Origin of the sequence: Caproicibacterium lactatifermentans, from assembly GCF_013315815.1 — a bacterium.
Lineage (GTDB): Bacteria > Bacillota > Clostridia > Oscillospirales > Acutalibacteraceae > Caproicibacterium > Caproicibacterium lactatifermentans.
In genome coordinates, this window is the sequence record NZ_CP046051.1 from 571,546 (window position 1) to 593,813 (window position 22,268).

General features: G+C 51.6%; 21 protein-coding genes. 19 read left to right on the plus strand and 2 right to left on the minus strand.

All coding sequences use genetic code 11. From position 1 onward, the window contains the following. Positions 1–8: 8 nt before the first annotated feature. From rplI to GJQ69_RS02810, 13 genes are all read left to right on the plus strand, one after another. On the plus strand, positions 9–455 hold the full coding sequence (rplI, locus tag GJQ69_RS02750) for a 50S ribosomal protein L9 (RefSeq protein ID WP_086036280.1): 447 nt from the start codon (positions 9–11) through the stop codon (positions 453–455). 138 nt (positions 456–593) lie between these two features. Then, the gene (dnaB, locus tag GJQ69_RS02755) at positions 594–1,970 is read left to right on the plus strand and encodes a replicative DNA helicase (protein ID WP_086036279.1); all 1,377 of its coding nucleotides are present in this window, start codon (positions 594–596) and stop codon (positions 1,968–1,970) included. A 24-nt stretch (positions 1,971–1,994) separates the two neighbouring features. Beyond that, positions 1,995–3,377: a tRNA lysidine(34) synthetase TilS gene (gene tilS, locus GJQ69_RS02760; protein ID WP_086036277.1), complete on the plus strand. Its 1,383-nt coding sequence runs from the start codon at positions 1,995–1,997 to the stop codon at positions 3,375–3,377. Continuing rightward, complete coding sequence (gene hpt, locus GJQ69_RS02765) at positions 3,367–3,906, plus strand: hypoxanthine phosphoribosyltransferase (RefSeq protein WP_086036879.1); 540 nt, start codon at positions 3,367–3,369, stop codon at positions 3,904–3,906. The genes tilS and hpt overlap by 11 nt, the downstream gene beginning before the upstream one ends. A gap of 14 nt (positions 3,907–3,920) precedes the next feature. Further along, positions 3,921–5,825, plus strand: coding sequence for an ATP-dependent zinc metalloprotease FtsH (gene ftsH, locus GJQ69_RS02770; protein ID WP_086036275.1), 1,905 nt, complete (start codon positions 3,921–3,923; stop codon positions 5,823–5,825). Positions 5,826–5,935: 110 nt separating this feature from the next. Further along, the gene (locus GJQ69_RS02775) at positions 5,936–7,915 is read left to right on the plus strand and encodes a DNA gyrase/topoisomerase IV subunit B (protein ID WP_086036274.1); all 1,980 of its coding nucleotides are present in this window, start codon (positions 5,936–5,938) and stop codon (positions 7,913–7,915) included. A gap of 32 nt (positions 7,916–7,947) precedes the next feature. After that, positions 7,948–10,191, plus strand: a complete 2,244-nt coding sequence (locus GJQ69_RS02780; protein WP_086036273.1) for a DNA gyrase/topoisomerase IV subunit A — start codon at positions 7,948–7,950, stop codon at positions 10,189–10,191. A 310-nt stretch (positions 10,192–10,501) separates the two neighbouring features. Beyond that, on the plus strand, positions 10,502–11,341 hold the full coding sequence (locus tag GJQ69_RS02785; RefSeq protein WP_174192872.1) for an amino acid ABC transporter substrate-binding protein: 840 nt from the start codon (positions 10,502–10,504) through the stop codon (positions 11,339–11,341). 36 nt (positions 11,342–11,377) lie between these two features. Beyond that, positions 11,378–12,028, plus strand: a complete 651-nt coding sequence (locus tag GJQ69_RS02790; protein ID WP_086036271.1) for an amino acid ABC transporter permease — start codon at positions 11,378–11,380, stop codon at positions 12,026–12,028. A 17-nt stretch (positions 12,029–12,045) separates the two neighbouring features. Then, entirely contained in the window at positions 12,046–12,813 is a 768-nt protein-coding gene (locus GJQ69_RS02795) for an amino acid ABC transporter ATP-binding protein (RefSeq protein ID WP_086036269.1), read from the plus strand. A 165-nt stretch (positions 12,814–12,978) separates the two neighbouring features. Continuing rightward, positions 12,979–13,230 (plus strand): preprotein translocase subunit SecG, encoded by a 252-nt coding sequence (gene secG, locus GJQ69_RS02800; protein ID WP_086036268.1) that lies wholly within the window; start codon positions 12,979–12,981, stop codon positions 13,228–13,230. An 88-nt stretch (positions 13,231–13,318) separates the two neighbouring features. Further along, positions 13,319–15,460 (plus strand): ribonuclease R, encoded by a 2,142-nt coding sequence (rnr, locus tag GJQ69_RS02805; protein ID WP_086036266.1) that lies wholly within the window; start codon positions 13,319–13,321, stop codon positions 15,458–15,460. Positions 15,461–15,524: 64 nt separating this feature from the next. After that, positions 15,525–15,755, plus strand: coding sequence for a pro-sigmaK processing inhibitor BofA family protein (locus GJQ69_RS02810; protein ID WP_236849725.1), 231 nt, complete (start codon positions 15,525–15,527; stop codon positions 15,753–15,755). Positions 15,756–15,841: 86 nt separating this feature from the next. Here GJQ69_RS02810 and GJQ69_RS02815 read toward each other — a convergent pair whose 3' ends face one another. Together GJQ69_RS02815 and GJQ69_RS02820 are read right to left on the minus strand one after the other, a co-directional pair. Further along, complete coding sequence (locus tag GJQ69_RS02815; RefSeq protein WP_086036265.1) at positions 15,842–16,420, minus strand: DUF4364 family protein; 579 nt, start codon at positions 16,418–16,420, stop codon at positions 15,842–15,844. 85 nt (positions 16,421–16,505) lie between these two features. Continuing rightward, the gene (locus tag GJQ69_RS02820) at positions 16,506–16,889 is read right to left on the minus strand and encodes a helix-turn-helix domain-containing protein (RefSeq protein ID WP_174192874.1); all 384 of its coding nucleotides are present in this window, start codon (positions 16,887–16,889) and stop codon (positions 16,506–16,508) included. A gap of 273 nt (positions 16,890–17,162) precedes the next feature. Here GJQ69_RS02820 and GJQ69_RS02825 point away from each other — a divergent pair, with 273 nt between their 5' ends. From GJQ69_RS02825 to asnB, 6 genes are all read left to right on the plus strand, one after another. Continuing rightward, entirely contained in the window at positions 17,163–17,651 is a 489-nt protein-coding gene (locus GJQ69_RS02825; protein ID WP_174192876.1) for a hypothetical protein, read from the plus strand. Positions 17,652–17,716: 65 nt separating this feature from the next. Continuing rightward, positions 17,717–19,003: an O-acetylhomoserine aminocarboxypropyltransferase/cysteine synthase family protein gene (locus tag GJQ69_RS02830; RefSeq protein WP_086036259.1), complete on the plus strand. Its 1,287-nt coding sequence runs from the start codon at positions 17,717–17,719 to the stop codon at positions 19,001–19,003. A 27-nt stretch (positions 19,004–19,030) separates the two neighbouring features. Next, positions 19,031–19,651 carry a hypothetical protein gene (locus GJQ69_RS02835; RefSeq protein WP_086036257.1) on the plus strand — a complete coding sequence of 207 codons (621 nt, stop codon included), beginning with the start codon at positions 19,031–19,033 and terminating at the stop codon, positions 19,649–19,651. Positions 19,652–19,734: 83 nt separating this feature from the next. After that, positions 19,735–19,908, plus strand: a complete 174-nt coding sequence (locus GJQ69_RS02840; RefSeq protein WP_174192878.1) for a hypothetical protein — start codon at positions 19,735–19,737, stop codon at positions 19,906–19,908. 13 nt (positions 19,909–19,921) lie between these two features. Continuing rightward, positions 19,922–20,194, plus strand: a complete 273-nt coding sequence (locus tag GJQ69_RS02845; RefSeq protein WP_086036255.1) for a spore coat protein — start codon at positions 19,922–19,924, stop codon at positions 20,192–20,194. Between the two features lie 139 nt (positions 20,195–20,333). Continuing rightward, entirely contained in the window at positions 20,334–22,172 is a 1,839-nt protein-coding gene (gene asnB, locus GJQ69_RS02850; RefSeq protein ID WP_086036254.1) for an asparagine synthase (glutamine-hydrolyzing), read from the plus strand. Positions 22,173–22,268 lie beyond the last annotated feature (96 nt).

Genomic DNA, 22,268 nt, shown 5'->3' on the forward strand with positions numbered 1-22,268 from the left:
GATATTCGATGAAAGTCGTATTATTGCAGGACGTAAGGTCATTGGGGAAAAAGGGAGAGCTTGTCAATGCAAGCGACGGCTATGCACGCAACTACCTTCTGCCGCGCAGCCTTGCAAAAGAGGCAAACGCACAGGCAATGAATGAGCTGAAAAATGCGGAAGCCTCCCGCGCCTATAAAACAAAGATGGAGATAGCCGCCGCAAAGGCAGCTGCAGCCAAACTGGAGGGCAAAAGCGTCAATATGACAGCAAAGGCCGGCAAGGGCGGCAAACTGTTCGGTTCTGTTACACCGCGGGAAATTGCTGCGGCCATTCGGCAGCAGTTCGGCGTACAGGTCGACAAACGCAAAATCACGCTGGATATGGAAATCAAAGCATTCGGTACGTTCCATTGTGATGTAAAACTGTACAATGGCATCTCCGCTAAAGTATCCATTGTGGTAACGGAAGCCTGACAGGCCATTGCAGAACGAATGCTTCCAATAAACGATAGAATATAGGCAACCCCCGCCGGCGCAGAACAGTACGCTGCAGGGTTGCTTTTCTGTACAGTGGAAAAAGGCAGATAAAAAACAGGAAGGGGAAAGCGGATTATGGCAAATAATACAACCGCATCTTATACCGGCAGCACACAGCCGTTTGACCGGGAAGCCGAACAGGCTGTGCTGGGCGCTGTTTTGCTGGATTCCTCCTGTTTGGATACCGTGATGGAGATTCTGCCCAGTCCGGACTATTTCTCGCAGAGCAGCAATGCTGACATTTACGATGCCATGCTGTCACTTTCCAACGAGGGCCGGCCGGTGGACTATGTCACGCTGCTGGATTATCTGCGCCGGGAACCCGGTTTTGAGGAGAATGACGGCAAAGGCTATCTGCTGGAACTGGCACAGATTGTTCCTTCTATCTCCAATGTGGAAACATACGCGCATATTGTACGAGATAAGTATGAACTTCGCATACTGATTCAGACCGCGCGTTCTATCCTGGAGGAGGCCGCCGCCGGAACAGAGGACTCTTCTGTCCTGCTGGACTCTGCCGAGCAGAAAATTTATGATATCCGCCGCGGCCAAAATATGCAGGGCCTGCAGCGCATCAATCAAACACTGATTGAAACATTTGACCGTTTGGACCTCATTACTTCACCGGAAGGCGAGCAGTATCGGGGCATTCCCACCGGCATTAGGGCGTTGGACGATACCATTACCGGACTGAACCGCACGGACCTTATTCTGTTGGCCGCCCGCCCCGGCATGGGCAAAACCAGTTTTGCGCTGAATATTACCCGGCACGCCGCGGTTACCTGCCACAAACGGGTTGCCTTTTTCTCACTGGAAATGACACGGGAACAGCTGGCCTCCCGTATGCTTTCCACCGAGGCACAGGTCAGCGGTGTCAAGCTGCGCAGCGGCAAGCTGGACGATGACGAATGGCCGCGGCTGATTGAAGCGGGCGATGTTTTAAGCCATACGGAGATTTACTTTGACGACAATTCCGCCATCACTGTACCCGAAATGAAGGCAAAGCTGCGCCGACTGAAAGATGTGGATTTAGTCGTTATTGACTACCTGCAGCTGATGTCTTCCGGCGGTCGTATTGACAATCGTGTACAGGAAATTTCCGCTATCACACGAAACCTGAAAATTATGGCCAAGGAGCTGAATGTACCGGTCCTGTGCCTGTCCCAGCTGTCCCGTGAAAGCGAGAAACGCACAACGCATAAGCCCATGCTAAGTGATCTGCGTGATTCCGGCTCTATTGAACAGGATGCTGATATTGTCCTGTTCCTGTATCGGGAAGGGTACTACGCCAACAGCGGCGATACACCGGCACCTACACCTGACGAAGACCAAAACAGCGGTGAGTGTATTGTGGCTAAAAACCGCCACGGCGAAACACGCAGTGTGCCGCTGCACTGGCAGGGTGAGTTTATGCGCTTTACTTCACAGGAACTGGTTCGGCAGGAACCTTAACACGGACCGAAAGGAGAGAGCTGTATGGCAGCCAAAGAAACAATGACCGCAAAGGTAATGCGTACGCTGCGGCAGTACCAAATGCTTCCCCCGAAAACGGCGGTGTTGGTGGGGGTTTCCGGCGGCGCGGATTCTACGGCGCTGCTGCATTGGCTGGCCCTCCATGCACAGCAGCTGGATATTTCAGTTGCGGCAGCCCATGTGAACCACGAGCTGCGCGGGGCGGAAGCTGACAGCGACGAGGCATTCGTGCGTGACCTTTGTGCCAAGCTTGGCATTCCACTGCATATACTGCACGCAGATGTACGGGGAGAAGCGCAAAAAACAGGAGAAGGACTCGAAGAATGCGGCCGTCGCCTGCGGTACGCATTTTTTTATAAAATCTGCAGACAATATGCAGGCTCGCGCATCGCCACCGCTCACACACTTTCGGACAATGCGGAAACCATGCTGTTGAATCTGGCACGCGGTGCCGGTGCAAAGGGGCTGGCGGGTATTCCGCCGGTACGTGAAAATGTAGTGCGTCCGCTGATTTCCGTTACGCGTGCGGAAACCGAACAGTACTGTCGGGAACATGGCTTGCTGTATCATACGGACCGCACCAATGCGGACGTACGATATATGCGCAACTGGGTACGGCTGAAGATTGTACCGCAGTTTCACCGCATTGACCCCAACTTTGAGGAAGCTGCCGGCCGAGCGGCCTGTGCCCTGCGGGAAGATGACGAATGCCTGCGCGAACTGGCACAACAGGCACTGCGGACGGCGGAATGTCTGGGCGGTTGGCGTGCTGGCGTGCTGGCGCAGCAGCCGGCAGCTGTACGGATGCGGGCACTGTATTCGGCGGCCCGTAGTGCCGGAACCGGCAGGCTTTCCCGTCAGCATCTGCAAATGCTGGACCATCTGCTGGCCAAGGGCGGCGGCTGTACCCTGCCCGGCGGCTGTTCTGCGCGGGTGGAACGGGGAATTTTGCTGTTTCCGGAGCCGGCGGAGGGCTATGCGGTGCCGCTGCAGATGCCGCAGACATCCTTGCCGAATGGGCGGATTTTGTGTATACAGACCATTCCAAAAGAGAAAATTCCGAAAGAAATACGCAAATGTGTCTTTTCTAATTGTCTTGATTATGATACAATAACTTCTGATACCATGGTTCGGTCCCGCCGTGCGGGCGATTCCTTTTCACCGGCAGGGCGGGGTGTGACCAAGTCCCTGAAAAAACTGCTGAATGAAAAAAAGATTCCGCCTTCGCTGCGGCAGGGACTTGTTATTCTGTCGAATGGTCAGAATATTCTTTGGATAGAGGGCTGTGGCCCCAGTGAACAGGCAAAGGTGACTCCCCGCACCCGGTGTGCAGCGGTTGTTACAATAAAGGAGTGCATAGGAAATGGAAAATCAGATGCTCGGTGATATTCAGGAAGTATTGTTTAGTGAAAAACAGCTTGCCGATATTGTGGAACGCGTGGGCGAGCAAATCAGCGAGGACTACCAAGGCAAAAAGCTGCTGTTGGCCAGCGTCCTGAAAGGTTCCGTTGTCTTTATGGCGGACCTGATGCGTGCCATTAAAATTCCCTGTGAAGTGGACTTCATGTCCGTTTCCAGCTATGGCAACGGCACCAAAACTTCCGGTATTGTCAAGATTACCAAGGACCTTGACATCAACCTGGAAGGGTATGACCTGCTGGTCGTGGAGGATATCCTTGACAGCGGCGTTACGCTGAACTACATACTGCACATGATGCAGGCTCGTAACCCCAACAGCATCCGCCTGTGTACCCTATTTGACAAACCGGAACGCCGTACGGTGCCGGTGAAGGCAGACTATGTGGGTGCAGAGGTACCGGATGCGTTCATTGTTGGTTATGGCCTTGATTACGCACAGAAATACCGCAATCTTCCCTTTGTAGGGGTCCTGAAACCGGAAGTATACGGCGGATAAGGAGGAATGCAGGGTTGGAAAACAAGAAATCGCTGCGCAACCTGATACTGGTTATTGCCATACCGGTGATGCTGCTTATCCTCTTGGCAGCGCTGTTCGGCGGTATGGAAACGCCGCCTAAAACTTACACGTTTTCCGATGTTATAGGATTTTTTGCAGACCAAAAAGTAACGGAGTATTCACTGGACTTCGGTACCGGAGAAATGAGCATTAAAGTGAATGGCACGGACAGTCCAGTTTCCTTTATGGCGCCGGATTCCCAGTATATGCAGGAGCGTTTGGACCCATATGTGGAGCAGTACAACAAAAAGCACCCGACTGCCCGCATGGTCCAAAAGCTGCAGCGTCCCAAAGAAAACAACTGGCTGCTTTCTTTCCTGCCGTTTGCTATAGCCGTTGCCATTATGTTGCTGTTTACCTACCTGATGATGCGCAAGGTCAACACCGGTTTGGGCGATGCTGGAAAACAGATGAACTTTGGCAAGGCCAAAGTAAAAAAGCTGGAAGATGAAAAGCGCAAGACCACCTTTGCCGATGTGGCCGGCGCAGATGAGGAAAAGGCAGAGCTGCAGGAAATTGTGGAGTTCCTAAAGAATCCACAGAAGTACAATGCCCTCGGCGCGCGTATTCCCAAAGGCGTGCTGCTGGTGGGCCCTCCCGGTACCGGTAAAACACTGCTGGCACGCGCTGTAGCCGGTGAAGCCGGCGTGCCGTTCTTCTCTATTTCCGGTTCCGACTTTGTGGAAATGTTTGTCGGTGTGGGCGCTTCCCGTGTGCGTGACCTGTTCGACCAGGCAAAGAAAAACAGCCCCTGCATTGTCTTTATTGATGAAATTGATGCAGTAGGCCGTCAGCGCGGCGCCGGATTGGGCGGCGGACACGATGAACGGGAACAGACACTGAACCAGCTGCTGGTGGAAATGGACGGTTTCGGTGCCAATGAGGGCGTCATTATGATTGCTGCCACCAATCGTCCGGATATTCTGGACCCGGCTTTGATGCGTCCCGGCCGTTTTGACCGGCAGATTATGGTTGGTTATCCGGATATTAAGGGCAGAGAGGACATCCTGCACGTACACGCGCGCGGAAAGCCCCTTTCACCGGACGTGGACCTGAAAGTGATTGCAGGTTCCACCGCTGGTTTTACCGGTGCTGACTTGGAAAACCTGCTGAACGAGGCCGCTTTGTTGGCGGCCCGCAGAAACCTGAAGGCAATTACCATGCAGGAGATAGAAGAGGCGACCATTAAAGTGGTCGTGGGCACCGAAAAGAAGAGCCATGTGATGAGTGACCGTGAAAAGACACTGACGGCCTACCACGAAGGCGGCCATGCGGTTGTTACCTATTACTGCCCCACACAGGACCCGGTGCATCAAATCAGCATCATTCCGCGCGGCATGGCGGGCGGTTTTACCATGCAGGTACCGACCGAGGATCGTTCCTACCGCTCCAAAAAAGAGATGGAAGAGGATTTGGTCGTTATGATGGGCGGCCGTGTGGCAGAGTCCCTGACAATGGGGGATATCTCGACCGGCGCCAGCAATGATATTGAACGTGCAACGAAAGTTGCCCGGTCTATGGTCACAAAGTACGGAATGTCTGCTGTTTTGGGCCCCATTACCTATGGCCGTGATGACAGTGAACCGTTCCTTGGCCGTGATATGGGACACATCCGCGACTATTCTGAACAGACAGCCGCGGCGATTGATAAAGAAATTAAGAATATTATGACGACGGCTTATGACCGCACCGAATCTATTTTGCGGGAGCATATGAACCAGCTGCATGAAGTGGCGCGGTACTTGTTCCTGCACGAAAAGATGGACGGCAAACACTTCCGTCTGCTGATGGAAGGGAAAATCGATGGCGAGGGCAACGAACTGCCCGGCAGCCGCCCGCAGCCGCTGCCGCAGAACTGAAATGCGGCAAAACTGAACAAGTCAGCAAAATCAGGGGGGTGCAGTCATTCCCCTGATTCTTGTTTTCACGGTTTTCTTTGTTATAAACAGTTTTTACAGGAGAGAATTGAATGCCAAAAAAAAATCAAAGCTATGGAAACGAAAGCATCTCCATGCTGAAAGGCGCCGACCGGGTGCGCCTGCGTCCAGCCGTTATCTTTGGTTCGGACGGAATAGAGGGGTGCGAACACTCCGTCTTTGAAATTTTGTCAAACTCCATTGACGAAGCGCGCGAAGGCTATGGCCATGAAATTACAGTGACACGCTACAGTGACTGGTCCGTACAGGTGGAGGACCATGGCCGCGGCTGCCCGGTGGACTACAATCCGCGGGAAAAACGCTACAACTGGGAATTGGTTTTCTGCGAAATGTACGCCGGCGGCAAATACCACAATGGTGAAGATGCCAGCTATGAGTACAGCCTGGGACTAAACGGCCTTGGTTTGTGTGCAACGCAGTATGCCGCCGAGTACATGGACGTGGAAATACACACCGGCGAAACCAAATACACTCTGCACTTTCAGCACGGTGAAAATGTCGGCGGCCTGAAAAAAGAGCCCAGCACTGCGCCCAGCGGTACGAAAATCCATTGGAAACCGGACCTGCAGGTTTTTACCGATATTCGTATTCCGGTGGAATACTACGAGGATACCCTGCGCCGGCAGGCAATTGTCAACAATGGCCTGAAATTCGTCCTGAAAAACCAAAATGGGAAAAAGTTTGACACACAGGAGTTTCTGTATGAAAATGGTATCGCTGACCATGTGAAAGAAATGGCCGGCGATGATGCGCTGACCAGTGTGCAGTCATGGCAGGCGGAGCGAACCGTCCGTGACCGTGCCGATAAGCCGGAATATCATGTTAAAGTCAACGTGGCACTGGCTTTTTCCAACAAAACGCATCTAACGGAGTATTACCATAACTCCAGCTGGCTGGAACATGGCGGTGCGCCGGATAAGGCTGCCCGCAACGCCTTTGTGTACCAGATTGATTCCTATTTAAAGCAAAATAATAAATACAATAAGAACGAGAGCAAAATTACCTATGCGGATGTGGAGGACTGCCTGATTCTGGTTATCTCCTCTTTCAGTAACCGCACTTCCTATGAAAACCAGACCAAAAAAGCCATTACCAATAAGGGCATACAGGAAGCGATGACGGAAATGCTTCGTCATCAGCTGGAAGTTTATTTTATTGAAAATCCGCTGGACGCCGATAAGATTGCCGCACAGGTGCTGATAAATAAGCGCAGCCGAGAGGATGCCGAAAAAACACGCCTGAACCTAAAGAAAAAGCTGACCAGCAACATGGATATTACCAGCCGTGTTGCAAAGTTTGTGGACTGCCGCAGCAAGGACGTTTCCCGCCGGGAAATCTTTATCGTGGAAGGCGATTCCGCTTTGGGCGCATGCAAACAGGCACGTGACCCTGACTTCCAGGCGATTATGCCGATTCGCGGCAAGATTCTAAACTGCCTGAAAGCAGACTACAACCGTATTTTTAAAAGCGACATCATCACGGACCTTGTCAAGGTGCTGGGCTGCGGGGTGCAGGTCAAAAGCAAGGCCAATAAGGATCTTAGCTCTTTTGATATGGACAACCTGCGCTGGAATAAAATTATCCTCTGTACTGATGCCGATGTGGACGGCTTTCAGATACGCACCCTGCTGCTGACCATGCTGTACCGCCTGACGCCGGAGCTGATTCGGCAGGGAAAGGTGTTCATTGCTGAGTCGCCGCTGTATGAGATTCACTGTAAAAATGAAACTTACTTTGCCTATGATGAAGTAGAAAAAGAGCGCTTTTTAAAGCAGCTGAAAGGCCAGAAGCTGACCATTCAGCGCAGCAAAGGATTGGGCGAAAACGAACCGGACATGATGAACCTGACAACCATGAACCCCGTGACACGCCGGCTGATTAAAGTGATGCCGTCAGATGCCACCGCGACAGGCAAGACGTTTGACCTGCTGCTGGGGGACAACCTGTCCGGACGCAAGCAGTATATTTCAGAACATGGCCGCGAATATGTAGAGGAACTGGACGTCAGCTGAGAAAGACCATATCGTGAAAGACAGGGAAGTTTATGCCAAGAAAAAAGAATGAAAAACGCCGGGCGCCGGTGCCAAAAGCACACGGCGTAATTATCGGTGCGGGCAGTGTTGTGGAACAGCCCATTGTCTCCACCCTGCAGAAAAACTATATGCCCTATGCAGTCAGTGTTATCATCAGCCGCGCCATTCCGCAGATAGATGGCTTTAAACCGAGTCACCGCAAGCTGCTGTATACCATGTATAAAATGGGACTGCTGACTGGTGCCCGTACCAAAAGCGCCAATATTGTCGGCCAGACAATGCGGCTCAACCCGCACGGTGACGCGGCTATTTATGATACCTTGGTGCGGCTGTCCCGCGGCAATGAATCGCTGCTGCACCCTTATGTGGACAGCAAGGGCAACTTCGGTAAAGCCTACAGCCGGGATATGGCATATGCCGCCTCCCGTTATACAGAAGCGAAGCTGGACCCCATCTGCAGCGAACTTTTTCGGGACATTGATAAAAATACGGTCGATTTTGTCGACAACTACGACGGCACCATGCAGGAGCCAACACTGCTGCCCGCCACTTTTCCCAGCGTTTTGGTCAATGCCAATACCGGCATTGCGGTCGGCATGGCCAGCAGTGTGTGTTCCTTTAACCTGCGGGAAGTTTGTGAAACGGCCGCGGCGCGTATCATGCACCCGAAGCATGACCTGCTGAAAACACTGCAGGCGCCGGATTTCCCCGGCGGCGGACAGATTTTGTACGATGAAGAGCAGATGCGGAAAATTTACCGCACCGGCCGCGGAAGCATTCGTGTGCGCAGCCGTTATGCGTATGATGCCGCAGAGAACTGCATTGATATTACCCAAATTCCGCCGACCACGACCGTAGAGGCCATTGTAGAGAAAGTAATTGAACTGGTCAAGCAGGGCCGGGCCAAAGAAGTGGCGGATATCCGCGACGAAACCGGACTTGCCGGCCTTAAAATTACCATTGACCTAAAGCGCGGGGCGGACCCGCACAAGCTGATGGCGAAGCTGTTCCGGCTGACTCCGCTAGAGGACAGCTTTTCCTGCAACTTTAACATTTTGGTGAACGGTGTGCCGCGCCTGATGGGTGTCGGCGAGATTTTGGATGAGTGGACAAAGTTCCGTATCGATTGTGTGCGCCGCCGTACGGAATTTGACCTGCAGAAAAAAATGGACAAGCTGCATTTGCTGAAAGGCTTGGAAGCCATTTTGCTGGATATTGACAAAGCTGTGGCAATTATCCGCAAAACAGATGAAGAAAGTGAAGTCGTGCCGAACCTGATGAAAGGTTTTGGCATTGATGAAATACAGGCGGAATATGTAGCGGAAATTAAGCTGCGTCACCTGAACCGAGAGTACATTCTAAACCGCACACAGGAAACCTCTAAGCTGCAGGGGGAGATTGCAGAACTCAATGCAGTGCTGGACGACCCAAAAAAGATTAAGCAGATTATTGTAAACGAGCTGAAAACCGTCACAAAAACCTATGGACAGCCGCGGCACAGTATCCTCCTGTACCATGACGACCTTGCAGAGAAGGAAGAAGAACTCGACGAAATTCCGGATTATCCGGTGCACCTTTTCTTTACCAAAGATGGATATTTCAAAAAAATCACACCGCAGTCACTGCGAATGAGCGGCGAGCAAAAGGTGAAGGAGGGGGACAGTGTTACCTGCCATATTGAGGCGACAAACCGGAGTGAGCTGCTCTTCTTTACGGATAAATGTCAGGTATATAAAGCAACTGCCAGCGACTTTGGGGACACCAAAGCAAGCGTGCTGGGAGAGTATATTCCGGCTCAGCTGCAAATGGACGAGGGAGAGAATGTGCTTTTCATGGCGGTTACCAAGGATTACAGCGGTTTCCTGCTTTTCTGCTTTGAAAACGGCAAAGTTGCCAAGGTAGACCTTTCAGCCTATCAAACCAAAACGAAACGCCGGAAGCTGGTGAATGCTTACAGCGACAAGTCTCCGCTGGCAGCACTTCTGATTCTGCCGGAAGATACCGATGTGCTGTTCACTTCTACACAGGAGCGTAAACTGCTGGTGAACACCGGTGAAATTCCGGCAAAGGCAACGCGTTCCACACAGGGCGTGCAGGTTATGACACTGCGAAAGCACGCGCTGCTAAAATCCGTTAAAGTTTATGAAGAAGGCGACGTACAGAGGCCCTCCCGATACCGCAAGAAGCTGCCGGCAATCGGCGCACTGCCCGATGCACGGGAAATGCAGGGGGAACAGCTGAAACTGACCGAATAAAAAACGCCCCGGGCTGCAGCGCCGGGGCGTGTGCTTCCCAGTGTGCAAACGCGAAACATGGGGGCACGATTGATAGTTTGTGCGGTATTCTTATAGTTATGCTTCTATTACATCCATCAGCCGCATCTTTTGTTTCCAAAAAGAGGAGTGCTCTGCAGTCTGACTCAAAGACTGCGGGGCACTTTTTGTTTTACCATTCGATTTATGGGGAGAAAAGAAAAAGAAATCCTTTACAGGTTTAATTTAGTATGATAATATGATGATACGATGAAACTGACGGAGAAAGCACTTTGAATTTGGAGGATATTTTATGAAAACGTTCAGAAAGCTGGCATCACTGTTCCTGGCGGGAATTATGGCGGTTTCCTTTGCGGCGTGCGGTGGGACAGGTTCCTCTTCCGCTGCCAGTGCGGCAAGTGCCTCGGCGGCGGACAGTACGGCTTCGGCAGCTGACAATACCTTTACGGTTGGATTTGACCAGAACTTTCCGCCCATGGGGTTTAAGGGCAGTGACGGTAAGTTTACAGGATTTGACCTGGATCTTGCGGCGGAGGCCGCCAAGCGCATGGGAATGGCCATAAAGTACCAGCCAATTTCGTGGGACGCGAAGGACGCGGAGCTGACCAGTGGAACGATTGACTGTATTTGGAACGGCTTTACCATCAGCGGACGTGAAAACAATTATACATGGTCCAAACCTTATATGGAAAACGACCAGGTCTTTGTTGTAAAGGCCGATTCCGCGGTGAAGTCCCTTGCTGACCTCAAAGGAAAAACAGTGGAAGTGCAGACGGACTCCGCGGCACAGGCGGCTTTGAAAGAAAAGACAAATATCAGCTCCGCGTTTGCCAATGTGCAGACCACCGCAGACTACAATACGGCGCTGATGGATTTGGACATGGGTGCCGTTGATGCCGTTGCCATGGACAGTACCGTTGCCGACTATAAGATTACATCCGGTAAACTGAAACTGAAAATTCTCGGCGAATCCATTCAGAAAGAACAGTATGGCATTGGATTTAAAAAAGGCAATACGGCACTTTGCGCAAAGGTTTCCAAGGCAATGGATGAAATGAAGAAGGACGGAACCCTCACAAAAATTTCTAAAAAGTGGTTTGGCAAGGACGTTACCACATGGGGCAAGGCCTAAAACGGACGGCCCATTATCGGTTAAGGAGAGAATGTTATGTCGTTCAGTTCTATTGTATTGCAGCTTGCCCAAGGTATGGGTGTCAGCGTAGAGATCTTTTTCATTACGTTGGTGTTTTCCCTGCCGCTTGGTCTTCTTATCGCCCTTGGAAGAATGAGCAAAAATAAAATTGTTTCTGCAATTATGAGCGTTTATATTTCCATTATGCGCGGTACACCGCTGATGCTGCAGATGATGGTCGTTTATTTCGGGCCGTATTATCTGTTTGGCATACATATTTCCGGTTCGTACCGAATGTCGGCGGCACTGATTGCATTTATCATCAACTATGCGGCTTATTTTGCGGAAATTTACCGTTCAGGCATTCAATCCATGTCACAGGGCCAGTATGAGGCGGCAAAACTCCTTGGCTACTCCAGACAGCAGACATTTTCCATAATTATCCTGCCGCAGGTCTTTAAGTGCATTATTCCCGCGCTTAGCAATGAAGTGATTACCCTGGTAAAGGATACGTCCCTTGCCTTTACCATCAGTGTGGTTGAGATGTTTACGACCGCGAAAGCACTTGCCAGTGCAACAGCCAGCATGATGCCGTTTGCGGCGGCAGGCCTGTTCTACTACATCTTTAATTTCCTGGTTGCGTGGGTTATGGACATTATCGAAAAGAAACTGGCTTATTACAAGTAAGGGAGGAAAAATGGGCTATGGCACTGCTCGAAATGAACCATATACAAAAATCCTTTGAGGGGCTGAGTGTCCTGAAGGATATCTCTCTTTCGGTCGACAAAGGCGAGGTCTTTTCGATTATCGGGCCATCCGGTTCCGGTAAAACAACGCTTCTGCGGTGTGCCACCATGCTGGAAACCATTGACGGCGGTGAGATTCTCTATCATGGACAGCGGGCGACATGGACCGAAAACGGGAAAGTCGTTTATGCGCCGAAAAACGAACGAAAACAGATTTCCTCCATGTTTGGGCTCGTATTTCAGAACTACAATCTTTTTCCGCATATGACAGTCCTTAAAAATATTACAGATGCACCGGTGCGTGTACAAAAACGGGAAAAAGAGGAAGCCAAAGCAACGGCAATGGAACTGCTGCGGAAGGTAGGTATGGAGGACAAGGCAGGTGCTTATCCCTGTCAGTTGTCTGGCGGGCAGCAGCAGCGGGTCGCGATTGCGCGCGCGCTGGCACTGCATCCCAGTATTCTTTTCTTTGACGAACCCACCTCGGCCTTGGACCCGGAGCTGACAGCAGAAGTCCTGAAGGTTATCAAATCTTTGGCGGACCTGCATATTGCCATGGTGATTGTGACCCATGAAATGTCTTTTGCAAAAGATATTAGTGACCGCATTCTCTTTATGGCGGGCGGCGTGATTGTGGAACAGGGCACACCCGATGAAGTTTTTTCTTCCAACAACGAGCGTACCCGCAGTTTCCTCGGCCGGTACGGAACACTGGCCGAAAATTAGCAATATTGTGGTGTATTGTAACTTTTCAGCTGCATATGATAATGACTGTAAAAAAGCTTGCATTCCGCGTATATTCGTGTTAGAATAGAAGAAGTTTATTAAGGGAAGAAGGGCGCTTTCTATCAGTGCACCGGTTTCCCGCAGTTGTTTCGGAGGTTACAGTCCATGACAGTTTCTGAGATTGTTTTGGGTATTATTTTGCTTCTTGCTTCGCTGGCCATCATTGTGGTCGTTTTGCTGCAGGAAGGACACGAGAAAGACTTGGGTGTTGTCACCGGCGGTGCAGATACCTTTTTGAGTCAGAACAGTGCCCGCTCTATCGACAGTTTCCTTGCGCGGTGGACAAAGGTTATTTCACTTGCGTTTTTTGTCTTAGTCATTGCAACCAATGTATATATGTATATGACAAATAAGTAAGAGATGGATAAAGCCCCGCAAGGCAGCGGGGCTTTTTTACGTCAGAATCTGTCCGCGTCAGCGGTCATATGGCAGATGGAGGTTTCCTATGGTCGAAGATATTAAAAAAGGAATATTGGAGGCTCTGCAGAGTGCGGGGGAGGACCTGTCTTCCCGTTTTCTCATGCGGAAACTCGGTATCCCGGAAAAATACAGCACTACTTTTTATACCGCACTGAATCAGCTGCGCCGCGAAAAAAAGATCAGCGTGAACAGCCGCCATATTGTTCGTCTTCATGGTGACCCTACCCAGCGGATTCCGGCAACCATCGTTTCGCTGTCCCGCAGCTTTGCGTTTGCCCGGCCGGACGACGGCGGTGACGATATGTTCCTGCATGGCGAAGATTTGCACGATGCCTTTTTGGGTGACTCGGTTGTTTTAGGCAATGTCCGTCAAAGCCCCAAAGGCTCCAGCTGTGAAGTGCTGGAAATTACCCAGCGTGCCGGCAATACCGTGAACGGCACGATTGTGCGCAGCCCATATGGTGTGGAGCTGCACCCGGATGCGGCTATCCGCTTTGATATTCCCATTGCCGACTTTGCACACTGCGGCGCCGAGGTAGGGGACAAGGTGCAGGCGGACATCAGCCGCCTGCCGCACTCCTCTCGCTTTTCCGCGAAGGTCGTGAAAAATTACGGCCATGCCGACTGCGCCAAGATCTGTGCAGATGCCATTTTGGACGCCAACAGCGTGAAGGTTCCGTTTTCACCGGAGGCTCTTGCAGAAGCAGAAGCCATTGGTTCCCGTCCCATTACCGAAGCGGATATGCAGGGACGTGCGGACTATCGGGGCTGGCCTATCTGCAGCATTGACAGCGCCAGCGCCAAAGATTTGGACGATGCCATCAGCATTGTGCGTACACCTCAGGGGTACCAGCTGGGTGTTCATATCGCGGACGTTTCCTATTATGTGCGCCCCGGCACAGCACTGGACGAGGAAGCACGCAAACGCGCCACTTCCGTTTACCTGCCAGACCGTGTTGTCCCCATGCTGCCGGAAGCTATCAGCAACGGTGTGTGTTCCTTGAATGCCGGCACGGACAAGCTGACATTCTCGGCTGTTATGGACTTTGACAAGGCCGGTAAAATGACGCATTATGAATTCCATAAATCCATCATTAACAGTAAAGTCCGCGGCGTATATGACGAAGTCAATCAGATTTTTGATGGCACCGCTGGACAGGATCTGCTGGACAAATATGCACCGGTGCTGGACAGCCTGGCCGCCGGACGGGAGCTGGCTGGTATCCTGAAAGCCAATGCCCGTGCCAACGGCAACTTTGATATTGACAGTTCTGAGTCGGAATTTATACTGGACGAAAAAGGACACTGTATTGATGTTTTGCCGCGGCACACCGGCCCTTCCGAGCAGATGATTGAACAGCTGATGATTGCCGCGAATCAGGCGGCCGCTAAGCTGGGCCGTGAGCAGCAGCTTCCGTTTGTTTACCGTGTGCATGAAAATCCGGACCCGGACCGTGTGGATGCGCTGAAAGATTTGCTGGTGACCATTGGCTTGAATCCGGTGTGCCTGTCACATCCGGCAGACGTAACGGCCAAGGACTTTGCGCAGGTTATGGCACAGGCAGCCGGTACGCCGCGGGAAAAGGTGGTTTCACACCAGCTGCTGCGCACGATGGCCAAGGCCCGCTATGATACCAAACCGCTGGGGCATTTCGGGTTGGCTTTGCAGGACTACTGCCACTTTACTTCTCCTATCCGCCGCTATCCGGATACTTCTATTCATCGCATCATGGGTGCCTACCTTGCCGGTGAAGATAAGGCGAAGATTAAAAAGGAATACACGGATTTCGCGCAGGAATCCGCTAAACATTCCAGCGAGCGTGAAATCTGCGCCATGAACTCTGAACGCAGTGCGGACGACTGCTTTGCGGCAGAATATATGGCTCAGCATTTGGGCGAGGAGTACGACGGCATTATCAGCGGTGTGACCATGCGCGGCGTATTTGTGGAACTGTCCAACAGCGTAGAGGGCTTTGTGCCGGTTGCGGACTTTACCGACAAACATTTTGAGTTTGACGGCCGTCTTTCTCAGGTGGACGAGGCTACCCGTGAACGTCTGACCATCGGTGACCCGCTGCGGGTTGTCAATGTGGCCGCGGACGTTTCCAGCGGACGCATCGACTTTACACCGGCCGGCTATCATTTGGTTGAAGATAAAAAAGCATAATCTGTCCCTCATCCCCATATTCTGTAAGCAGGGGGTGAGGGACATTCTGTTTGCAGGGATTCTTTTGGCAGCTTTTTTGTTCTGTGCAGCGATGCTGGCCGCCGGACACAGTCCGCACCCCTTCGCAGGGGCCGCGGGCAGTGTCATAGCGGGACTGGCGGCGCTGTTAGTGGTCAATCTGGCGGGTGGGCTGACCGGCGTTACGCTGCCGGTCAGTCCGCTGGTTGTGGGTGCTTCCGCATTCCTGGGTATTCCGGGAGTCACCACACTGCTTCTGTTGAACCTGTTTTTTTGATAGCAGGCAAAAATAAGGTGTGAAAAAGGTACGGCTGACGTTTGCCTTGTCAGCTGTACCTTTTTATTTTGCAAAGAGTTTGTCTGTCAGTGCCAGTCCTTAACCAGTGTCGCCGCAGCGTCATGGTCATCAATCAGCAGGGCCAGCAGCATTTGATATACCCGCTCCGGCGATGCCTGAAAGTTGTTCTGAATGAGTTCTGCCTGCCGCTTTTCCGGTACCGCCAAAGTAAAGGACATCAGGTCCCCTTTGCCGCCGGAAATGTGACAGTATACCTGATAGCCCTGTCCGCATTTCGTAATTTCAACAGCGTTTTCACGTTTGCGGCGCGCCTGTGCAAGCAAACTGACGGCGGCCTTCACGGCCTTATCCCGTACGGAAATAGGCAGTGCCGTGTCCAGCTGGCAGGCAATCTCATGTGCCTGTGCGCTGGCAATATAGCAGCCGTCCTGCAACAGCAGGTTGCCGTTTTCGGTCAGTTCCTGCAGGGCATCGGTTACTTCAAAGTAGTTTGCAAGGCCCATGCCCTGCACGCACTGCAGAATATCATCCCTGGAAAGAGGCGCGTTGACACTGGAAAGTAGGTAGCACAGCAGGATTCGGATTTCTTCTCTGGTGCGCAGACCACCGGGTTCTACGCCTGCGGTAAAAGCGTCATAAGCCATACCGGCCACACCTCCATTTGTTTCATTCTAACACAAATATCGGCGACTGTGCAACTGAACCGGGTATTCTTTCTGAAAAAGACGGCTAAGAATTCTTTGTGTGCAGCAGCTCCATAATTTTTCCCCGGGTTTCCTGATTGGCCAGCCGGTACATGGCAATCAGCTGTCGTTCCTCTGGACAGAGGTCGTAGATGTGGGATTTATTATGGTCAAGGTCGGCAAATACGCCTGGAGCAGAGTCGGAAAACTGCGGCGGCGCTTCTTCATTGCCAAACAAATCAGACAGCGGCACATGGTAAACGTCGGCGAGCTTTTTCAGGGTGGAAAGCGGCGGTGTGCTGCGGCTGGTTTCATAGTAGGCATAGGTGGAACGGTCAATTTGCAGGATAGAACTGATGTCCTGCTGGGTATATCCCCATTTTGCCCGCAGAGTGCGCAGACGTTTGCCCAGGCTTGTGCGCAGGTCCATTTTCCAGTTCCCCCTTTCTATTAGTGTATACTGATTGTAGAATAAAAATGGTTGGGATTCATGATTTTGTGAACAGATATCACATAATAAAAAATTTATACAGGGAGGAAATAAGAGAAATTTGTTTCCATAAACTGACTTATTTCCCTCGGTGGAAAAATTTCGCTTATTGGTGTCGGGCCCCTGTGTTTTATGCTTGTGAAGCAGTAAAAATCATGGTATGATAAATCCATCCATTCTTTTGGTCATTACATCGGGAAAGGAGAAAAAGCAATGCTGTATTGTCCGAAATGTCAGGTTCTATGTGAAGATCAGTGCCCGCTTTGCGGCAACCGGTATCTTCTGGACCCGCAGGAGGAGGACCCTGTGCGTCTGGCAACGGCGGAGAATCCGCAGGCCGGTCAGCTGGAACAGCTGCTGCAGGCGCGGAGCATTCCCTATGAAAAGCGCGCGGCGCTTTCTGCCGGAACACAGCAGGCCTTTAATTTTTATGTGCCTTTCTGCCGGAGCGAAGAGGGAAAACAGGCGGCTGCCGTTGTTTTTCCCAGTACGCCGACGGTGTCCACACCGGATGCAGAACAAAAGGACAAGGCTGACAAACCGCGGACTTACCGTGTAAAGGGCGAGGAGTTTGAAGTCATGCCGCGCAAAAAGCGGATATTTTGGCGGGCTTTTTCCGTTGTCCTGTTTCTGCTTCTCATTTTTATAGTCGTTTTTGTCACCGACCAGGCGGCCGGTTGGGTAAAAGGCCTGTTTTCCTAATACAGCCGAATAGGCCGTTTTTCTTTTGCCACAGTATCTTTTTAAAATAGCAAGGAGTGTATACAATGGGACCGAATTATCAGCCGGATACGCTGTGTATCCATGCAGGCTATTCCCCAAAGAACGGAGAACCGCGCGTTGTGCCAATCGTGCAGAGCACGACTTTCCGCTACACCACCGCTGAGGCGATGGGACGCCTTTTTAATCTAGAAGACAGCGGACATTTTTATACCCGTATCTCCAACCCAACAACAGAAGCAGTGGAAAAAAAGATAGCGGAACTGGAGGGCGGCGTTGGCTGTGTGGCAACCTCCTCCGGTATGGCGGCCATTTTCCTTTCGGTACTGAATATCTGCAAGGCCGGTGACCATGTGGTCAGTTCCAGTGCGGTTTACGGCGGTGCCTTTAATCTGTTTAATAAGACGATGCGTGATATGGGGATTGATTTTACCTTTGTTCCGCCGGATGTCACAGAAGAACAGCTGGAGGCTGCTATGCAGTCCAACACTCGTGCAGTTTATTGTGAAACGCTTTCCAACCCGTCGCTGGTCGTTACGGATTTGGAGCTATTTGCAAAGGTAGCACACGCACATGGTGTGCCGCTGATTGTGGACAACACCTTCCCAACGCCTATTAACTGCCGCCCGTTTACCTTTGGCGCGGATATTGTGGTTCATTCCACGACAAAATATATGGACGGTCATGCCGTGCAGATGGGCGGAGCCATTGTGGACAGTGGAAAATTTGACTGGACAAACGGCAAATTCCCCATGCTGACAGAACCGGATGAGTCTTACCATGGATTGATATACACCAAGGCATTCGGAAAAGCGGCGTACATTACAAAGGCCCGCACCCATCTGCTGCGGGATATTGGCTGTCAGCCCGCACCGGAAAATTCGTTCCTTTTGAACCTTGGGCTGGAAACACTGGCACTGCGTATGGAGCGTCACTGCTCCAACGCTCAGAAGATTGCCGAGTTCCTGGACCAGGATGACCGTATCAGCTGGGTGAACTATCCGGGACTAAAGGACAGCCCGTACCATACGCTGGCACAGAAATATCTGCCGCATGGCAGCTGCGGCGTTATTTCGTTTGGCGTAAAGGGCGGCAGAGCTGCTGCTACAAAATTTATGGAGTCTCTGCAGCTGGCCTCTATGGTGGTGCATGTGGCAGACCTGCGCACCTGTGTGCTACATCCGGCCAGCACCACACACCGTCAGCTGACAGATGAGCAGCTGGCAGAAAACGGAATCAGCCCGGATATGATTCGTATGTCTGTTGGTATTGAAAATGTGCAGGATATTCTTGCGGATATCCAGCAGGCACTGGAAAAGGTGCAGCAGAAATAATCCCGCGGCGGGAAAGGAATCAAAGCCTTGCAGAAAAAAGGAAAAAAAACAGATATTTTAGACTTATACGAGGAAACAGTTTATGCACAGGACAACTGGGAAAAAACACCGACGGCGGTATATGAACAGCGCGGCATGCCGATAGCAGATATCACGGTAGGAATCCTTTTGCTGTTCAGTGCGGTAACGGCTCTGGCGATGGGGCACGCGTACTGGTATTTGTATCTCCTCTTTTACGGGCTGGGTGCGTTTGTTTTTCTCATGGGTGTTTTTCATGTGGCCCGCCCCATTCTGCGTCGAGAGGGCAGTGACCTAATCGGTGTCAGCTGCGGCTTTATCCCAAGGGAGCATCGCCTGCCGCGCACGGCCCTGAGACGCATTATTCCCGAACCTGCGCCGGGTACCAAGCAGTACTCCAAGTTCCTGCGCTATTATGTGGAGCTGTATCCGGTTTCCGGCAAAAAAATTGATTTGGGGGAGCGCCATCTGAAAGAAGACGCCGCGCTTTCACTGGACGAATATCTGGCGTCCAAAGAAAAGCAGGCTGCCGCCCCGGAAAAAGCAACACCCATCCGTTCGCTGCTGATTTTGGAGATTGTACTGATTGCAGCTGGACTTGTGGGATTGATTTTTATTTTTAAAATTTAAAAAATTACCTCCGCCGGATTCCCGTCTGCAATGAATAGATCCCACTGCCGGTGGGTACATTAAACAGCGGAGGTGTTAATTTTATGAGCCCAAAGGAATTGTCCTATGTAGAAGATGCACTGGAACATGAGCAGTTTTTGCAGACACAGTGCGAAAACGCAGCGTCGTCCATGACGGACCCGCAGTTGAAACAGTGCGTAAAGCAGATGACGAACAAACATCAGCAGACGTTTCAGCAGTTTTTAGGCCTGCTTTAAGGAGGTACGGGACATGGATGACAAGAATACAATGCAAGAACTGCTTTCAGCAGAAAAAAATGCCTGTGACCTGTACCTGCACGGCAGCATTGAATCCGGTACGCAGAACGTGAACCAGGCTTTCACCAAGGCACTTCAGGATTCCCTGACTTTGCAGGGGGACCTGTACAAGAAGATGGCGGATAAGGGCTGGTACACGACACAGCAGGCACCGCAGCAGCAGATGCAGCAGGTAAAACAGAAATATAGCAGCCAGAGCCAGAGCCAGAGTCAGAGCCAAGGTTAATATCCTCTGGCCGGTCCGCAGACTTTCGAGTCTGCGGATTTTTTATGTTCGGCGGTTCCTTTTTCTTTTACGGTACATCTTTTTCCTTTTCGCATATTCTAAGAAAGAACAAGTGCGTAAGTGAAAGGAGCCAGGTTTTATGTGTGGAATTGCCGGATGGATAGATAAAAATCAGTATTTGTCAGATCAGCAGACGGCGCTGGACGCTATGTCCAGAACATTGGAGCGCCGTGGACCGGATGACCATGGCCAGTACACAGAGCCGAATGTTTGCCTGCTGCACCGCCGTTTGGCGGTTGTGGACCCGCAGAATGGGCATCAGCCCATGGTAACACATACCGCGCGGGAAACCTATGCGCTGGTGTACAACGGCGAGCTGTACAATACCGATGAACTGCGCAGTGAGCTGGAAACACTCGGCTGCCATTTTTCAACACACAGCGATACCGAGGTGCTGCTGCAGGCCTATGTTGCATGGGGAGCGGATTGTGTGCAGCGGCTGAACGGCATTTTTGCTTTTGCTGTATGGGAAAAGAACAGCCGGCGCCTGTTCGCTGCGCGTGACCGTATGGGCGTTAAGCCGTTCTATTATTATCCATACCCCGGCGGACTGGTGTTTGGGTCTGAAATAAAGGCCCTGCTGGCCAATCCAATGGTGGAGCCTGTCGTGGACAGCGACGGTCTGAATCAGATATTCCTGCTGGGACCGGGCGCTATCCCCGGCCGTGCCGTGTACTGCGGCATGGAGGAGCTGGCACCGGGCTGGTCACTGACCTTTCTCCCGGAGGAGGGTGTCAAGCTGCATCGTTGGTGGAAGCTGCACGCGAAAGAACATACAGAAGATGAGGCAACCAGTATCGCACACGTGCGTGCCCTGCTGACGGACAGTATTCGCCGTCAGCTGGTGTCCGATGTACCCTTGTGTACGCTGCTTTCCGGCGGGCTGGACAGTTCCATTATTTCGGCTGTCGCGGCACAGGAGTACAGGAAACAGGGCAGACAGCTGAACACCTATTCGGTGGACTATGTGGATAACGCAAAATATTTTCAGAGCAATCTGTTTCAGCCTGCACCGGACAGTGAGTTCGTGGGGGAAATGGTGGACGCCATTGGCTCCAAACATCACAATGTTGTGCTGGACAACGCGGCACAGGCGGACGCACTGCTGGACGCCGTGCGTGCGCGGGACTATCCCGGTATGGCGGATATTGATTCGTCGCTGCTGTTGTTCTGCCGAGAAATTAAAAAGGACTACACAGTTGGTCTTTCCGGTGAGTGTGCAGATGAAATTTTCGGCGGGTATCCATGGTACCACCGGGAAGAAATCCTGTTTGAGGATACGTTTCCGTGGTCACGTTCGGTCAACCTGCGTACCAGCATTCTGCAGCCGGGCGTCCTGAAAGGGGACAGTGCTGCCTATGTGCGTGCGGAATATTTAAAAACAATCAATGACACAGAGAAGCTGCCGGGAGAAAGCAAAAAAGAAGCGCGTATGCGGGAAATGTTCCGCCTGAATACTGACTGGTTTATGCAGACGCTGTTAACCCGCAAAGACCGGATGTCCATGTACAGCGGCGTGGAAATGCGTGTACCGTTCTGTGATCACCGGCTGGTGGAGTATACCTATAATCTGCCGTGGGAGTTAAAGAGCCTGCACGGACGGGAAAAGGGCATTCTGCGTGAAGCCTTCAGTGATATGCTTCCACAGCGGATTGCATGGCGCAAAAAGAGCCCCTATCCGCGCACATTCAGCCCGGCGTATTCGCAGCGTGTTATGGAACTGTTCCGGCAGGTTATGGAAAAGGGCAGCCCGCTTACTGATATGCTGAACTTTGACCGTCTGCGTGACCTTGCGGAACATCCGGATGACCTGTCGGAGCCGTGGTATGGGCAGCTTATGCGTGTACCGCAGATTTTTGCTTATCTGCTGCAGATACACTGGTGGATGACAGAAAACCATGTACGAATTGTGCAGTAAAGAATCGTAACGATTATATTTAAAAAGCAGCAAAGCCACCGAACTAGGCTTTGCTGCTTTTTGCGGTATTAGCATAGTTTCTAAAAAGTTTGTAAA

Bases quoted from the DNA above. Each gene is read 5' to 3' on its own strand.
- rplI (WP_086036280.1), top strand. From the start codon at position 9: ATGAAAGTCGTATTATTGCAGGACGTAAGGTCATTGGGGAAAAAGGGA.
- dnaB (WP_086036279.1), top strand. From the start codon at position 594: ATGGCAAATAATACAACCGCATCTTATACCGGCAGCACACAGCCGTTT.
- GJQ69_RS02825 (WP_174192876.1), top strand. From the start codon at position 17,163: ATGCTGTATTGTCCGAAATGTCAGGTTCTATGTGAAGATCAGTGCCCG.
- hpt (WP_086036879.1), top strand. From the start codon at position 3,367: ATGCTCGGTGATATTCAGGAAGTATTGTTTAGTGAAAAACAGCTTGCC.
- GJQ69_RS02830 (WP_086036259.1), top strand. From the start codon at position 17,717: ATGGGACCGAATTATCAGCCGGATACGCTGTGTATCCATGCAGGCTAT.
- secG (WP_086036268.1), top strand. From the start codon at position 12,979: ATGACAGTTTCTGAGATTGTTTTGGGTATTATTTTGCTTCTTGCTTCG.
- GJQ69_RS02815 (WP_086036265.1), bottom strand. From the start codon at position 16,420: ATGGCTTATGACGCTTTTACCGCAGGCGTAGAACCCGGTGGTCTGCGC.
- asnB (WP_086036254.1), top strand. From the start codon at position 20,334: ATGTGTGGAATTGCCGGATGGATAGATAAAAATCAGTATTTGTCAGAT.
- GJQ69_RS02795 (WP_086036269.1), top strand. From the start codon at position 12,046: ATGGCACTGCTCGAAATGAACCATATACAAAAATCCTTTGAGGGGCTG.
- GJQ69_RS02790 (WP_086036271.1), top strand. From the start codon at position 11,378: ATGTCGTTCAGTTCTATTGTATTGCAGCTTGCCCAAGGTATGGGTGTC.
- GJQ69_RS02840 (WP_174192878.1), top strand. From the start codon at position 19,735: ATGAGCCCAAAGGAATTGTCCTATGTAGAAGATGCACTGGAACATGAG.
- GJQ69_RS02780 (WP_086036273.1), top strand. From the start codon at position 7,948: ATGCCAAGAAAAAAGAATGAAAAACGCCGGGCGCCGGTGCCAAAAGCA.
- GJQ69_RS02785 (WP_174192872.1), top strand. From the start codon at position 10,502: ATGAAAACGTTCAGAAAGCTGGCATCACTGTTCCTGGCGGGAATTATG.
- GJQ69_RS02845 (WP_086036255.1), top strand. From the start codon at position 19,922: ATGGATGACAAGAATACAATGCAAGAACTGCTTTCAGCAGAAAAAAAT.
- rnr (WP_086036266.1), top strand. From the start codon at position 13,319: ATGGTCGAAGATATTAAAAAAGGAATATTGGAGGCTCTGCAGAGTGCG.
- GJQ69_RS02820 (WP_174192874.1), bottom strand. From the start codon at position 16,889: ATGGACCTGCGCACAAGCCTGGGCAAACGTCTGCGCACTCTGCGGGCA.
- tilS (WP_086036277.1), top strand. From the start codon at position 1,995: ATGGCAGCCAAAGAAACAATGACCGCAAAGGTAATGCGTACGCTGCGG.
- GJQ69_RS02775 (WP_086036274.1), top strand. From the start codon at position 5,936: ATGCCAAAAAAAAATCAAAGCTATGGAAACGAAAGCATCTCCATGCTG.